Source organism: Spartinivicinus poritis (genome assembly GCF_028858535.1).
Classification (GTDB): domain Bacteria; phylum Pseudomonadota; class Gammaproteobacteria; order Pseudomonadales; family Zooshikellaceae; genus Spartinivicinus; species Spartinivicinus poritis.
In genome coordinates this window covers 1-15,362 of record NZ_JAPMOU010000017.1, presented here as the reverse complement: position 1 = coordinate 15,362, position 15,362 = coordinate 1, and the positions used below count along the sequence as shown (strand labels likewise).

11 protein-coding genes and 1 pseudogene are annotated in these 15,362 nt (G+C 36.9%); 6 read left to right on the top strand and 6 right to left on the bottom strand.

Annotation, left to right across the window (positions count from 1 at the left end):
• The gene (locus ORQ98_RS14080; RefSeq protein WP_274689448.1) at positions 1-2,280 is read left to right on the top strand and encodes a CehA/McbA family metallohydrolase; all 2,280 of its coding nucleotides are present in this window, start codon (positions 1-3) and stop codon (positions 2,278-2,280) included.
• Positions 2,281-2,417: 137 nt separating this feature from the next.
• Positions 2,418-3,557: a BCCT family transporter gene (locus tag ORQ98_RS14075; RefSeq protein ID WP_274689447.1), complete on the top strand. Its 1,140-nt coding sequence runs from the start codon at positions 2,418-2,420 to the stop codon at positions 3,555-3,557.
• 209 nt (positions 3,558-3,766) lie between these two features.
• On the opposite strand, the gene ORQ98_RS14070 is transcribed toward ORQ98_RS14075, so the two are convergent.
• Both ORQ98_RS14070 and ORQ98_RS14065 read right to left on the bottom strand, forming a co-directional pair.
• Positions 3,767-4,060, bottom strand: coding sequence for a MarR family winged helix-turn-helix transcriptional regulator (locus tag ORQ98_RS14070; RefSeq protein ID WP_274689446.1), 294 nt, complete (start codon positions 4,058-4,060; stop codon positions 3,767-3,769).
• A 222-nt stretch (positions 4,061-4,282) separates the two neighbouring features.
• Positions 4,283-4,660, bottom strand: a pseudogene (locus tag ORQ98_RS14065) (SGNH/GDSL hydrolase family protein); the annotation flags it as partial.
• Between the two features lie 432 nt (positions 4,661-5,092).
• Between ORQ98_RS14065 and ORQ98_RS14060 the strand changes: the two are divergent.
• Positions 5,093-6,127, top strand: coding sequence for a hypothetical protein (locus ORQ98_RS14060; RefSeq protein WP_274689444.1), 1,035 nt, complete (start codon positions 5,093-5,095; stop codon positions 6,125-6,127).
• A gap of 481 nt (positions 6,128-6,608) precedes the next feature.
• The gene (locus tag ORQ98_RS14055; protein ID WP_274689443.1) at positions 6,609-7,382 is read left to right on the top strand and encodes a methyltransferase domain-containing protein; all 774 of its coding nucleotides are present in this window, start codon (positions 6,609-6,611) and stop codon (positions 7,380-7,382) included.
• Between the two features lie 129 nt (positions 7,383-7,511).
• Here the strand turns inward: ORQ98_RS14055 and ORQ98_RS14050 are convergent, their stop codons facing one another.
• Together ORQ98_RS14050 and ORQ98_RS14045 are read right to left on the bottom strand one after the other, a co-directional pair.
• Positions 7,512-8,561, bottom strand: coding sequence for an aspartate carbamoyltransferase (locus ORQ98_RS14050; protein ID WP_274689442.1), 1,050 nt, complete (start codon positions 8,559-8,561; stop codon positions 7,512-7,514).
• A 102-nt stretch (positions 8,562-8,663) separates the two neighbouring features.
• Complete coding sequence (locus ORQ98_RS14045) at positions 8,664-9,368, bottom strand: class I SAM-dependent methyltransferase (RefSeq protein ID WP_274689441.1); 705 nt, start codon at positions 9,366-9,368, stop codon at positions 8,664-8,666.
• 506 nt (positions 9,369-9,874) lie between these two features.
• On the opposite strand from ORQ98_RS14045, the gene ORQ98_RS14040 reads away from it, so the two are divergent.
• Positions 9,875-10,660, top strand: coding sequence for a hypothetical protein (locus ORQ98_RS14040; RefSeq protein WP_274689440.1), 786 nt, complete (start codon positions 9,875-9,877; stop codon positions 10,658-10,660).
• A 275-nt stretch (positions 10,661-10,935) separates the two neighbouring features.
• On the opposite strand, the gene ORQ98_RS14035 is transcribed toward ORQ98_RS14040, so the two are convergent.
• Entirely contained in the window at positions 10,936-11,907 is a 972-nt protein-coding gene (locus ORQ98_RS14035; protein ID WP_274689439.1) for a class I SAM-dependent methyltransferase, read from the bottom strand.
• A gap of 378 nt (positions 11,908-12,285) precedes the next feature.
• On the opposite strand from ORQ98_RS14035, the gene ORQ98_RS14030 reads away from it, so the two are divergent.
• Positions 12,286-14,013 carry an amidohydrolase gene (locus tag ORQ98_RS14030; RefSeq protein WP_274689438.1) on the top strand — a complete coding sequence of 576 codons (1,728 nt, stop codon included), beginning with the start codon at positions 12,286-12,288 and terminating at the stop codon, positions 14,011-14,013.
• Between the two features lie 71 nt (positions 14,014-14,084).
• Here ORQ98_RS14030 and ORQ98_RS14025 read toward each other — a convergent pair whose 3' ends face one another.
• A complete protein-coding gene (locus tag ORQ98_RS14025; RefSeq protein ID WP_274689437.1) occupies positions 14,085-15,005 on the bottom strand; it encodes a hypothetical protein in 921 nt (306 codons plus the stop codon).
• Positions 15,006-15,362 lie beyond the last annotated feature (357 nt).

Below are 15,362 nucleotides of genomic sequence, written 5' to 3'. Positions count from 1 at the left end.
ATGAACAAAAAAACCGCGCAGGCACTAGCACTAAGTCTAGTGCTTGGTGGGTTAGCCTCAACTCATGCCACTGCTGATGTTTCAATTAAGGTTGGTCCTACCCCTATTCCTCAGGGCAATGCTACTGGCAAACGAGATATCACTCTACAAAACAGTAAGCTGGCTATCGCCATTGCTGTAGAAACCGCTCCTCCCTGGGGGGTAGCCCGCGGTGGCATCATTGATATTGCGACCGTTAAGAATGGCGTTATTGGGTCCGACAAAGCTTCACTGATGGACTTTATTCCCAACAACTGGTCAAGCTGGCCAACCACTTACCAGAAAGTCAAAGTAGTAAAAAATACCCCAAAAGAAGCAATTGTTACCACCGAGCGAGACTGGGAAGGCGTTACCCTGCATACCCGCTACCAGCTTAAAGCCAACGACAACAAAGTCCATGTTGTCACCAAAATGAAAAACACCACTAAAGAAGCCTATGACAAATTACTTTCTGGTTATGTGTTATGGCCAGACGGTGGCTACCTGTTTGGTGTACCAGGCATGAAAGGCGCCAAACAAGGTAAAGCGACTCATGCTCTTACAGATTGGATGGCTGCCTACGATGAAAACTGGAGCCTTGGCCTTCACGCACCTTATTTTAATTTTATTAATTATGGCTCTCGGGATTTGTATCTTTCCCATCAATTAAAACCAGGTGAAGAAAGAAGCTTTGAGGGCTGGTTACAAGTTGGAGCTAGTGGCGACTTGTCGCCTATGGTAGCCAGTGAAATTAAGTTAAAAAATCTACCTGCCGGCACTATTCAAGGCACAGTAACCACTGCTTCAGGAAAAATGGTAGAAAAACCTGCAATTGTCGTAGCAAAAAATGGTCAACCTTATACTTGGGTGATTGGCGACAAAGGAAAATACAATTTACGTCTACCTGCAGGCAAATATAGCTTATATGCCACAGCAAAAGGTCACGCCAACAGCACGCCAATCAACGTCGAATTAAAGAAAAAACATACAGTTACCCAAAATTTTAACGACTTACAAGCACCCGGTGAGCTGCAAGTAAACGTTAAATCTACTGTTTCAGGCCAGCCACTGGATGCTCGTATAACCATTGAAGAAGGTGATAAACCGCTTATTAAGTATTTTGGTAAAAAAACATTTTTTACTCAATTACATCCAGCAGGCCAGACAAAAATTACCATTGCACCTGGTCAATACAAATTAAAAGTCGCTCATGCCGAAGGTTTTCTGGCTAAAGCAAAAATATACGATATCAATATAAAACCAGAAGCCAGTCAAACCTTAGTAGCAGCAATTAGTCCTCAGGCTAATCCTAATGCTGGCAAATGGTATAGTGCAGACTTACATCACCATTCTGATGTATTAGATGGTTTTACCCCACCAGAGTATGTACTGCGCTCACAATTGGCAGCAGGGCTGGATGTCAGCTTTTTAAGTGACCATGATACAGCTAAAAATCATTATACAATGGCAGACTTATCCCGCAGCCGAAATGTGCCATTTATCCCCTCTATGGAAATTTCTCCCTCATGGGGACATTTTAATGCCTACCCATTGCAACTGGGTAAACCATTAACAATTGATCCAGGTACCGCCTCTGCTCACGAAGTATTGGCTGCTGCCAAAGCGCTCGGTGCAAATGCGATTCAAGCAAACCACCCAATGATTGCTTATGGTTATTTCAAAAATACTGATAAGAAAAAAGTGCCTGGCGGATTTAATCCCAACTTTGAACTGCTAGAAATAAACTCTGCTGTAGAATACGACAAAACAATTAAACGTGTTTGGCAGCAATGGAATAATGGCAACCGTTACTATCTTTCTGCAGGTTCTGACACTCACGACGTTTGGAATGAATTATCAGGAAAGGTGAGAATTTACACTCAAATTTTTGGAGAGGTAACAGCAGACAGCTTTGTTAAAGCAATCAAAACTGGCAATGCATACGTCACTTTTGGCCCTCTTATTTACCCACACCAAAAATTGGGAGAAGAAATTAAAGCGATTCCTGGCACCGAAGTTACACTCAGCTTTGATGTACAGGCGGTAAATGGACTGAAGTCCGTTAAATTAATTGAACGGGGAGAAGTAAAAAATGAAAAAACATTTAACAATAGTCAAGAATTAACTAAGGTATTATTTAAAGTCAGCTCCCAACAAGACAGTTGGTATAGCCTGGTAGTAGAAGATAGTCAGGGAAAACGAGCTTTTACCAACCCTATTTGGCTTAATGTGATTAACCTGGCCATTAATCAGCAAAAGTAAATACTAAATTACTAAGTAGTTGATATTAAGTTACTCAACACTTGAGTAATAAAAAATATCTAATGCACATGGGTAACATATACCCAACATACCCAAAATGAAGGGTATATATAAAAATTATAAGGAGTAGATAACCAATGACTAGCATCCTCTCCGTCGCCATCGTGGTGACCCTTATCACATCAGCGTTTATTATAATTCGCGCAGGAAACGTGAACTGCAAAGGTACAATACCCAGTTCATTATTTGCGTTTATGGCTATTTTATTTACTTCAGGGTTAGATGTGGGGCTGATTATGTTCCCACTAACAGAGTTTCCTACTTACGCGAAAGAAGAAGCCTACCAATTTACCAACCCGCTTGCCATTGAGTTTGGTTTTTGGGGCTTTTTAGTCTGGGGATTTTACTTTTTAACAACTTTTTATTTCTGTGTAATAGAGCCAAAAGTTAAATTATTTGAAATCCCCTTAGTCAAAATTATTAATAACTTAGTTATTATCAGTACATGTGCTTTTACTGGCTATTTGTTCCTTTCTTATTTACCCAGCTATATCGAAGGCATTCCAGATTGGGTGCGATTTGGTTTGGTTGCAATAGTGGTAGCCGCTGCAGTATTTTCCAGTACTGACATTAACTATGTCAAAATACTAAGCATTTCATCAACATGGGTATTTTTTGCATTAATTGCTGGTGTTATGTTTTTTGCACCTGGTTTAGGTGTAAAAGAAATGTTTGGTACTATGGCTAATATTGGCGGTTATTTTACTAATTTAGATAAATTTGTTACCCCAATCTCAGATTATCATCAATTCTATTTATTCTGGTGGTTTAGCTGGAGCATCATGATTGGACAGTTTGTCGCCCGTTTTGTTGGTGGCTTAAAAACCTGGCAGTTATGTATCGCTCTATTAGTTATCCCTTCGATCCCATTAGCCATCTGGTTCTCAGTTCTTTATTACTATCACGCCAGTGCCATCGAAATCGTACAAATCATGAAAATCGCCATGGTGTTTGTTGGAGTAGTCTTTGTTATCAACTCATTGGACTCATTAATCCGTTTGTACACGTCTAACATGGGTATTACTGTGGAACGATTTGGTAAAGTCCGCTATATGGTGGGTAATTTCATTGTAATGTACGGTTTAATCTTGGCCTACCAGTTTACTCCATTTGATATTGAATGGGTTGGGCTACTGGTAATCGGATTATATGCAATTATTTATTTCTTATTATTCAGGCAGCGGGAACGACTGGTGGAAGCAGTTCAGCCAGCTTAAAATATTTTCTCATGATAGCCCCCTCTCTTTTGGAGAGGGTATAAAAAATAAAGAGAATACTCTTCTACGAGTGCTTGAAGGACCATAAAGAAGGTACTTCAAGCACAAACCTACCCTACCCAGCAATAAGGGCACCGGCCTTCACAAGCACTTTACTAACCTGATAAAGCAGCTACAAATTTCTGAAAATGACTAAACCGCTGCAGTCGCTACAACCTTTGCAACAAGGATTTACCTTTTGCTGTTAGCCATATCAGCTTAAAGCGCTTATCATCTTTGTTCTGCTTGACCTTAATTAGCTTCACATCTCCACTTCCTTCCCTACCCTCTTCCAGTCGGCGGATTGTGGTAGCCACATTTTTCTCATTTACACCCATAAACTGGGATAACTCTGAAACCGAACAGCCTTCGTTGTCTTTGATAGCCATTAGAGTGGCCAGTGTCCGTACAGTTAAACGAGGGTGCTGTTTTGACAGTTTGGTAAGCTTTTTGGTGTTCATCATTGATACTTCTTTTTTTATTTCAACTTGAAGTACCAATAAGAATGGCAAAAAGCCCAAAAATATCAAGGTTTTCGACCTATATAACTGCAACATAATGCCCAAAGAGCTCAGAGTATGGCAGGTCAAACGTCTAAGACCACCTTATCAAGCCATTAGTGATGCAATGAAACAAGCGACTGTGGTTGCATTAATCTTCAATCCTGAATATAAAGAGCGCTCAACTTACGCACTTAACACGCTTTCAATAGAGTTACCTATAAACTTGCCCACCACTCGGTTAGCCTCTGTATTAAAATGAATACCATCATCAAGTAGTGACCTTGCAAGATCAGTTGATATCATTTTTCCATACATATCGTTAACTATAAAATTATAAGTTCTAGCAATTTCAATTGATGCCTGATTGTATTGTTGAAGATCCGCTTCATACCGTCTAGAAGCTTTTGCAGTATTGTGAATAATCTCATCTACTGGCGTACTTGTAGCCCAGATAACTTTGGCACCAGCGCTAACTAAAGCCTGGCAAATAATATGCAAATTAGTCTTATATTTGTGCAAATTTGAAACAGGATAGTTTTTTCCTGGATCATACCTAATATCGTGAAATCCAAACTTCTATCACTTAAAGCTATCTTCATTAGCTACTACCAACTTTATCGGATAGTTCCTTAAATCCAAACTCAGCCTCTAGAAAATCAACATGTTCTTTAATTATTAATGGAATCATAAAGTATACCTCACTCTGAATATATAAGACTTGGCCAAATCGTTTTAAAATATATATTCTTATAAAAACTATTATACATCATGACAAGCTCTACCAAAGCGTTATATATTGCCTCACGGGATTTATAATGTTGTTTCACTTTTTTAATGTTTTTATTTAAAGCTTCAGTTTACTTGTTGCAAATTGAACGGCAAAGCCAATTCATAAATGATAATAACTAGATTCTGACAAGTTGCTAAGAATTGACTATTTTATAGCTCAAAGCATCAGAAATAGTTTTTGCTATTAAGGGGGTTGCCAAGGATATGAGCAAACTACTAGTGCAAGGTAAGGCGCCAGCCACTACATCACCCAGGAGCAAGTCTAGCTCAGTGAGTACTTTACAGACACAGTTTATAGATAACCGTCAGTCAACTATATTGCAGCGTGAACTGATTAAGACTATCCAGTGTTCCTCATCTAAGCACCCAATAGGCAATACCGTTATACAAAGGCGAAAGCTCGATGATGAGATATTAAAAGAAGATATACAAGCAACACGAAAAAAAGTAGGTACCGGCAGCCTGACAATTTTTGAAGTGCTAAAGTATATAGCAGATGCGTTTCGGGTTATCTATGATGATAGTGATAATGAACCAAGCCTGCTTATCAAACTCAAAACTGACAGTGTCATGGATCAGGAGGATTATCTACGCCTGAAAACAATTTACCCCGAAGTGGCTACTATTGATAAAACAACTCGCCATAGTGACATCATGGAATCTATCAATGCACTGACTAATCGTGGTGAGCGAGATTACCCTTCAGCAGGAGAGCTGCGCTTACATCTCGTTAAATCGCTTGGAGCAAGTTTTTTATCCGAAGACAATGCTCCTTATACCACAGTTGGTAAGTCGCAACAGGATATTATCAATGAACTAAAAGCTGCCAACGTGCTAAATGACTTGGATATGGAAATTTTTGATAAAGATATGGTTAATGTCTTGTCAAAAGAAAATAAAAAAGTTCTACTGCATCAAAATGAACTTGGCACTTTAGCTAGCTATGGCGCAGCAATGGTACAAATTGTATTTGGCGGTAGTACAGGGCGTTCATCACCTGATTACAGTGATGTATTTCATTTACACGTCGGGGGCAATGCTCAGGATAACTTGATATTTAAGAACCATGGTGGGACTTATCTATTCTTAGGTGTAATACCTTTCCACATGGAACGAGGGTTAAGCTCAAGTAAAAAAGAGCGAATTAAAAAAGTCCATGACCGCGGTTCAGATAGCTCATCAAGCTTTTCAAAATATAAGCTATTTAAACGCTCCAGGAACTTGGAGTTAGATGGATAAACATAGATGGTCTAATTTATCCTAGCATTCTATTTTTTGAAATATTGCAACAAACTAATTATGAAAATTTAGTTTGCAGTATAATTTATTAACAAAGTAAAATGTTTTTTGCACACCTCTTAAACTGTTTTTCTTTCGTCTTTAAGCCAACCCTATATTCATCTAAAGCCTAACAATTACTATACAACAAATGCAAACTTGCTTGATACAATAAATTAAAAATTTTAACAAAGTTATTTATCAAATAATGGCATACAATTCTTCAGATTATTAAGACCTTAGTCCCAAAACCGATATAGGTTATATTTTAGCCTATATCAACTATAGATGACTAGAATATAGTTTTGAGTTATTTGTTGATAAAGAAAAGAAGCTATATAGTTAACTCTAAGCAAATAATAATAGATGAAGTAAATAATGGAGATGATATATGAGCCAGGATAAATATTTAATTAAAGGTGGAGTGCAGGGTAGAGAGCGTTTGAAGCTGTTATCTAAAGTTATGGGCCCTTCAACTCAGAGCTTAATTAATGAGTTGAAGTTATCCCCTGGCTTAGTCTGCCTAGATGTTGGCTGCGGCGGTGGTGATGTAAGCTTTGAATTGGCAAAGATAATCGGTCCAACTGGACAAGTCATTGGTGTTGATTACGACCAGATAAAAATTGATCTGGCTGCTAAAGAGGCAGAACAACAAGGCCTTAACAATATTACGTTCTTGACACACGATGTGTATAAATGGAAGCCAGAAGAGACTTTCGATTTAATTTATTTAAGGTTTTTACTTACACACTTAAAAGAACCAGATGCTTTAATTGAGTCATTATATCTCAATCTTAAACCCGGAGGGGTTATAGTTGTTGAGGACATAGACTTTCGTGGCCATTTCTCAGAGCCTCACTGCCCAGCAATGAGTAAATTTGTAGAACTTTATAGTAAAGCTGTTCATAACCGTGGAGCCGATCCTAATATTGGGCCACGCCTGCCTACATTGCTTCAAAAATCAGGATTAAGTAATGTAGCAACAAAACTAGTACAGCCAGTTGATACTGAAGGTGGAATCAAGTTACTCAGCTATATGACTCTTGAAAGTATTGCTAAACCCATTTTAGATGACAAACTTATTGAAGCAGAAGAACTCAAGAAAATAAGTAATGAGCTTTACTCATTTGTATGTGACCCTACAACCATGATTGGAGGTCCGCGTGTTTTCCAGGTTTGGGGTCACAAAAGTATTAGCCCTAACTTACAAGCCTAACCATAGACAACTGAAATACTCATAAAGCTGTTATACACAGCTTTATGAGCCTAATAATCCTTCGCTGTGAGTATATACCACTTAATTTTCACACCTAAAAATAACTCATGATGGGTATAGTTTATAACATTAACTATACTGGCTTCTAATAGATAAGGGGATTCCCACCACTGCAGCAATAAGTGCCATCCGTAAAGGTACACTTAATTTAACTGTTTTAAAATACAGCTCAAACTCTGTATTATCAATGGCATAATCAAATTGATTTTTATTTCTTGGTAGCGGGTGCATTGCACCTATTACTTTCCCTGTGCTTTTCTTTATACTCTCCAGGTCTGCTAAACTAATAAAGTGTTGTTGAATTCTCTTTAAAAACAGCTCTCGTTCAACGTCATCCGTAGCCAATGAAGTGATTGGTAAGTAAACCAAGTCACTCCTACTTAGTAATTCCAAGTTTTCTATTCGACTTAAGTCAGTAAACTCTTCAAATTTAGCACCCAAATCTATTAATGTCTCCCGCACATTAGAAGGTATCATATGCTCAGCTGAGCCTGTATAAACTATTCGTGCTCCTAATTTTGCCATACCAATTGCAAATGCATGCCCTGACCGATAGCCACGTGAAAGGTCAGGGGAAGTCAAAAGTACGACAATATCTTTAAATGGTTTGTTAATAAACCGCCAAACTGTATAAATATCAGCCAGTGCCTGAGTTGGGTGATAACAATGACCAAAGCCACCAGAGATTATAGGGGAAACTCTACTCCCCAATAGTTCTACTGCTTCTAGTACTTCATTTTCATTTCCATGACGCAATACAATTAAATTAGCGAATTCTGAAACTACCCGTAGAGTATCTTTTAAAGATTCCCCACGGGTAACAGCTGAATGACGTAATGGATCAACTTCATTAATAACCTGCCCACCCAACTGCTTCATAGCATATTCATAACTGGTACGAGTGCGGGTACTTGGCTGAAAAAATAGATTATATATTACCCGACCTAACATTAACTGGCAGCCACTATTTTTTAATTCATCCATTAAGTCTGCCATTTTAAATAACGTAATGAACTGATCCTGGCTCCAGCCACTCAGATCAAAAAGATGCTGATGCAATATTCCTAATTCATCGACTTTCTGAATGATCTCACTATACAACGCACCATGTTGATTCATCACAAATTCCATCTTTTAAAAAGATTTTTTTTGGACAGTTCTAAATTGGTTATATAAAGAACAAAAATTCCAGTATAGCCAGTTCAACGTCAAAGGTAACTGTTATATGTATTTTACTGAAGGTACAGGCAAGGTATCATATCGGTATTTACAACCTTCACCTGGCACTACCTTAATGATTTCATAGGTAACATTGTTAAAGCCAAGTTTGTTAAGTTCAGGCATTTGTGTTTTCTCAAATAATTCACCAGCATCTTGATATTCAGCCATTAAGTTACCCCAAGAGGTCACATTACAGTAAGTGAACACTCCCTCCCTTTTTAATAGCTTCCCAGCACATTCTAAAAACATAAATTGTCTTCTATGGAGCTCGACTTCAGATAAAGGTGATGCATCGAATAAAATGGCATCAAAACTACCAGGAGCGAATAGGTCAATTACTTCCTGCCATTTTCCCATTATAGGTATTACCTTACTTTTTGCATGATGACTAAATGCCATCAGTTGTTTGAAAACCTCTATATTAGGCTCAACAATCACATGTTCAGTAACACCAAATTCCTGGATAAAGCTACTGGAAAGTCCCAAACCAAATCCTAATTCCAACACTCGCCCACCATTACTTGCTGCTACTTTCGCCAATTCTCTCATATACTCAGTTTGCCAGCGCTCCATCACTGGGTGGCCACAGATTTGTAGTGTTCCTTCTTGAGTATTATAGGTAGCCTCTGCAGACTCCCAAGCATTGTAATAGTCATAATCCTTTTCAAGAGTAAAGCCAGCTGCTAACTTATTCCTATCAGTCATGGAAATTTCCTTTTTGATCGAGCCTATTCTTTTAACTCAAAAACACCCTACAAGAAAAAGTCAAGTTTTCTAGCTAAAAGTCCTGTATTGCTATTAATTATAAAAAGCTTGTTAGCTTTCGTTTGCACGGTTATATTCGATAAAGTTTACAATTAAACAACAGAAACGACTGTATGCTATAACTATGCAAAGATAAGGTTACTTCAAATTGTACATAAAATAAAATACAACATAAGTTTTCTTGTTCATACTGGTAAGCATAAAACAATGAACCATCTTCAGCTCAAATAATGACTCCAATAGCCTTAAGTTAACCCATCCAATACGAAAAATAAAGTTTAACACCACATTGAGTAAAGTTGTACAGTTAGCTTAATAATTTTATTAGCGATATATTAACTCGCAGGTAAGTACTCATGAACAAGCCATTTATATTTATCTGTCGTATAGTAATTTTCTAAGCCTAGAATTACTATTAATATCTGTTAAAAGAGGAAAATCGACAAATGAACAGTGTTCAGGATATCTATGCGTTTCTAAATAAACTGGATTTTATTGATCTTGGAGAGCGTGAAAATAAGAACAAAATATCCCTGCAACACATATCTCCAGAAGTAAAGAATAAAAGTTCGTTATACAAAGAACCCGTGTTTGTTGCAGTTAGTTTAGAAAGCTTAGCCTTTCTTAATAAAAAATTTTCGGCCATTATAAAGTTTCTAGAGAACTTCAAAAACACAGCCTTGTATATTTGTGACTCACCCTATGAATACACACTACAAATAAAATATGGAATCTCAAAAAAACAGTCAAGAGAGCTAGCCTTGTTAGTTGCAGCTAAAACCATTGCTCATCAAAAAGAAGTTTGTAGAAGAGCAAATCACCCAGAACCAATATACATTCATCACTCTAAGTTAGAATTTCACCCAGAGTATGAAAAACTTTATACTCATTTGAATGAAATGCTTTTAGAAAATAGCTCATTTCAAAATCTTGTCAATAATTTCAGCGAGTTTTATCTATTACGAATTAGCGAAAAAGTGAGCTGTACAAAACAACATGCACTTTGTCTGTCAAAGCAGTACTTATTATCAGAACTAACAGCTGCAGGAATTTTGAACACACAAGGATACTATGCGATGCTATATCCTGGAAATATTAATTCTATTTCAGGATTTTTACAGCTTTCACTAAACAACGAAGTAGCAAAATTTTATCAAGGATTTAAATTTGTCTCTTTGAGAAATAATCGCAAGAAAAAGAAACGAGGTCGCATAATACAAAATGTAGCATAACCAGTATAAGAGCATTTTTTTTCTAACACTCTACATCAATATGTAAAAGGTAGAGTGTTAGAAAGCATTACAACTAACGAAAAATTTAAATGGCTTTACATCAGAGCATGAAGTGACATGTCCATCCAGCAAGTAGGTAAACGGCGTTTAGTGGTTTGTAAAGTCCAATAAGCATCCACCTTTAAATAATGACTATTTTTCATTAACAATACTCTAATCCCATTAAATATAAAACCAACATCAAAAAGCACACCCACTTAGAAAAATATTTATATTTAAAGAGCACATTTTTCTATCACACATACTACCTGAGGTTGATTAGCCTTCCACATATTCTGCCTCTCACCTGGAGCCTGCTCTTGTTTTAAACCTATAAAATCAGCATTTTCTTCAATAAACTGTCTAGTAAAAATGAGCTTGCTAATATCAAAAGGCTGTTCATTAAAAGGTATTATCCCACTAATTAAGGCCATAGCAGCTAAATCATCCTTTGTTTCTCCAAAAAATACAGAGTCAAACTTATGTATATTTAACTTTGGCTTAAACATCGGCCACTCTTCTGTCAAATACCTTGCTACTCCTTTTTCTGCCAGCAGTTGATTTCTTGTCTTATATAAGATATTTAGCCTATCAGTCAACACTTGGTTATAGTTTTTATTATAATAATCAACAGTTGCTTGTCCCACATACCCTTGCTCATCATCAGCATAAGCTAAAAATATCTTCCCTCCCAGTTTCAACTGTGAGTATAAAAACTTAACAAACGTAACCAATCCCTTTTCTGGCAAAAAATTAGTCTTATGCCAGTCAACTAAGTGATAAATTACATGAGAAGCGATGACTAAATCAGCAGGCCTTTCCAGTTTTTTCTCAAAAATATCCTCGACAGGAGACTGAATACACTCACCAATCGTTATATTCGCATTTTCTAGCCGATGAATATACTCTTGAAGCATCTTTGAGTTAGGCTCATTTATTGTAAAATATGCATTTTGTGGGATATGTTTTTTAATAAGCAAATCTATCATTTCCCCACTACCACCACCAACATCAAAAATATGGGACTCAGTAGGAAGCTGCTTAATCAACTGACTAAGTAACGGGATAAAGTCTTTTCTTTGAGTATTACCAACGAAAGGATCCAAAGGGGCTGAACTGAGCTTCATCACTCTTTTGCAAAAGGAGTTAAGGTATGCTTCATTATTTGTTAACTGATCAAACTCCATACGAATTGACTGAGATATCACCTTCAACTAACTCCATTTTTTTAACAAGATATTTCCTATCTTTTAATAACAATTACAAAAAACAACTATATATTTATTAATTACTTACAACAGATAGTTTACACTCTTCTCTATTACAATGGTATCAGTTCACTACGATATGAGCTATTTTGCATAGTGTAACAAACTATAATTTTCTAGAATTCTGACAATAATTTCAACAGTACCTATATAATCCCTTGCAAACAAGTAGCACCAACTTACTAAAATACCTCCGACTTTTGTACTGATTGATTCGACAGTTCACCCTAACCATGCAGAGTGTCGTGTTTAAGTAAACAAGCTAAAGCCTCTATGAGACAATTAACAAGATTTATGACTGAATTATAGGGAAAGAATATGAAAAAACATTTAGTATTTTATCTTTTTATTTCAATCGTACTACCATATACAACTTATGTGAGCCCTGGCTTTGCTTCTAATACTACCATTTATTATGGTGGCGATATTATAACAATGAATGATTCATCTCCAACAGCTGGTGCATTGGTTGTCAAGGATGGTATTATCGAATCTGTTGGCTCTCAAAGTTTGCTTTTTAATCAATATCACACCAAAACCACCAAGCTAGTTAATTTGAATGGTAAGACCCTATTACCAGGCTTTATAGATGCCCATGGTCATTTCACACTTGTTGGTTTTTTAGCTCAGTCAGCAAACTTATTACCACCACCTGACAGTACTGTAAGCAACTTTAAGAGTATGGCTGATAAGCTATTGTCTCATGTCAATAGCCCCCAAGCCATTAATACTGGTTGGGTAATTGGTATGGGTTATGACAATGCTCAGCTGGAAGAACAACATCACCCGACAGCTGCAGACCTAGACAAGATTATTGCTGATAAACCTGTTGTTGTTATTCATCAATCTGGTCATCTAGCTGCTGTAAATAGCAAAGGTTTAGCGCTAATTGGTTACAATGCATTAACCCCTAACCCGCCTGGTGGCATCATACGACGAGTTAAAGGCACTAATCAACCTAATGGTGTACTGGAAGAATCGGCATTTTTTAACATATTGGTTAAGCTGCTATCTACAGGCCACCAGCAAAATCCCTTTGCGATGATTCAAAGTAGTCAGGCAGCCTATGCAGCAGCAGGGTTTACCACCGCACAAGAAGGCCGCGCCACTAATAGCGAGATGAAAGGCTTAATCCTTGCAGCTCAGCATAAAAAACTACAAATTGATGTAGTTAGCTATCCAGATCCTACCTTTTATCAGGATGACTCATCATTCCAGTTAATGATGTCACAAAGACCAATATCTTATTTTAACCATTACCGTGTTGGTGGAATCAAGCTTTCCTTAGATGGTTCACCACAAGCTAAAACGGCTTGGTTAACTCAGCCTTATCATATTCCACCCTATGGACAAAACAACAATTATCGTGGTTACCCTGCCATGCAAACAGAAGATGTACAAAAATATGTAAATATGGCTTTTTCCAATAATTGGCAATTGCTGGTACATAGCAATGGTGATGCAGCATCAGACCAATTCATAACAGTAGTTGATAATGCTATTAAAACCTTAGGTTCATCAGATTATCGGTCTGTTATGATTCATGCCCAAATTATTAGAGAAGACCAATTAGATGTATTATCAGCTTTAAAAGTGATCCCATCATTTATGTCAGTACATACTTTCTACTGGGGCGATTGGCATCGAGACTCTGTGCTTGGCTCTGAGAGAGCAGCTAGAATATCACCTGCCCAGTCAGCTCTTAAGCGGAATATCCTTTATACCAGCCATAATGATGCACCTGTCACTCTACCAAATGCAATGATGATTTTATCCAGCCAAGTGAACCGCACAACACGAAGTGGAACAATATTAGGTAAGGAACAACAGGTTTCTATAATGGATGCACTTAAATCAATCACCACTAATGCCGCTTATCAGTATTTTGAAGAAGACCGAAAAGGTAGCCTAGAGCCTGGTAAATTAGCCGATTTGGTTATTCTTGATAAAAATCCTTTAGAAGTTGACCCTGAAAAAATAAATACAATAAAAGTAGTTGAGACACTTAAGCAAGGTAAAACTATTTATAAGGCAACTTCAATGTAGTCTATAATTAAGGGCACCTCTAACTTATGCTATGCATAGAATAAGTTAGATCGCCTGGATGTTATGCTGTTTTATGAAAGTAACCCTATGTCTTTAAGAGCTTGTTTTAATTCCTTTTCTCTACCCTCTTTTGGCCACCCAACTATTTGCTGTCTTAGTTTACCATCTAAGTAAAAGTAAAATGTGGGTGTTCCCCAATAGCTAATCTCAGGCCAGTCAGACTCCTTATAGGTATAAGCCATTTTTATCGATGCATTTTTCTTATTACTCTCTACTACCTCATCTATATATAGCCGGCCAGTAACAGGCATTATCCAGGTTGAGTAGCTTTCAAACACTGATAGGAGTTCTGGTTTAGTTTGCAGCCAAGACAAATAAGCGCGTGAAGAACCACATATAGGAGAACTGATAACAATTATTTGAGCACCTTGAGAAAAAATATATGGCTTTTGTGCCAAAACTTTTCCATCTTGCTCAATAAATAAAAGACTACGCTCTTCCACTTCATTACCTTTTATAGTCGGTAATTGTGAAAGATCTGTATCTGGGTGCTGTTTTTTTAGTTGATTAGCTTGTTTAAACTGGCGTATTTGAACATAGGCTCTATACATTTCATTTAGCTGACTTTTATTTTTTTCTCCACGCTTGATTGCTTCATCCAGTACTGCCTCCATGTAGTTTACATGAGCAATATTACTAGTATAGAAAGCTATAGTGTGGATACTTTTATAAACTTTGTGCAATTCTTGTGTGCTGAGCTCCCTGAATGATTGCCGGTTATCTATACAATTTTTAAATAGTTTTTCATAAGTCTTTGACTTGCTAGATACTAATTTTCCATTAATTAACAAGCTATCATTTTGGCTCTCAATTTGGCTTATATAAGAAGTTATTTTATCGGTATCTATCTTCTTAGAGTTTTCACAATTGAACTGAAGGGCTGCTATAGGGAAACTGACAAAACAACCAAAAATCAAAATATAAAAATACATAGTTAACTCCTTTTAGTAAGCTCCTCATTCTAACCTAATAATTTCATATTTATTACAATCTCATACCAATAGCACTCTTATTCATATAAGTTGGGAATATAATGAATATTACTGCCTCACCACAAAGTTAGAAACAAAAAAGCCAGTTTAAACACTGGCTTATCAGTTTTTTGGTCCTAAAATAATAAAATCAATTACTTTTTTCCTCCAAATACTGAATAACATTTTGACTACAAACTTTTTTAGCTAAACTAACAGCAGAATATCCATAGCTGTCTTTTATATACCCATAACGAATCATTTTTAGGTGTAACTGAGTACCTAATCTGCAAACTCAGCTAATCCATTACCCATGAT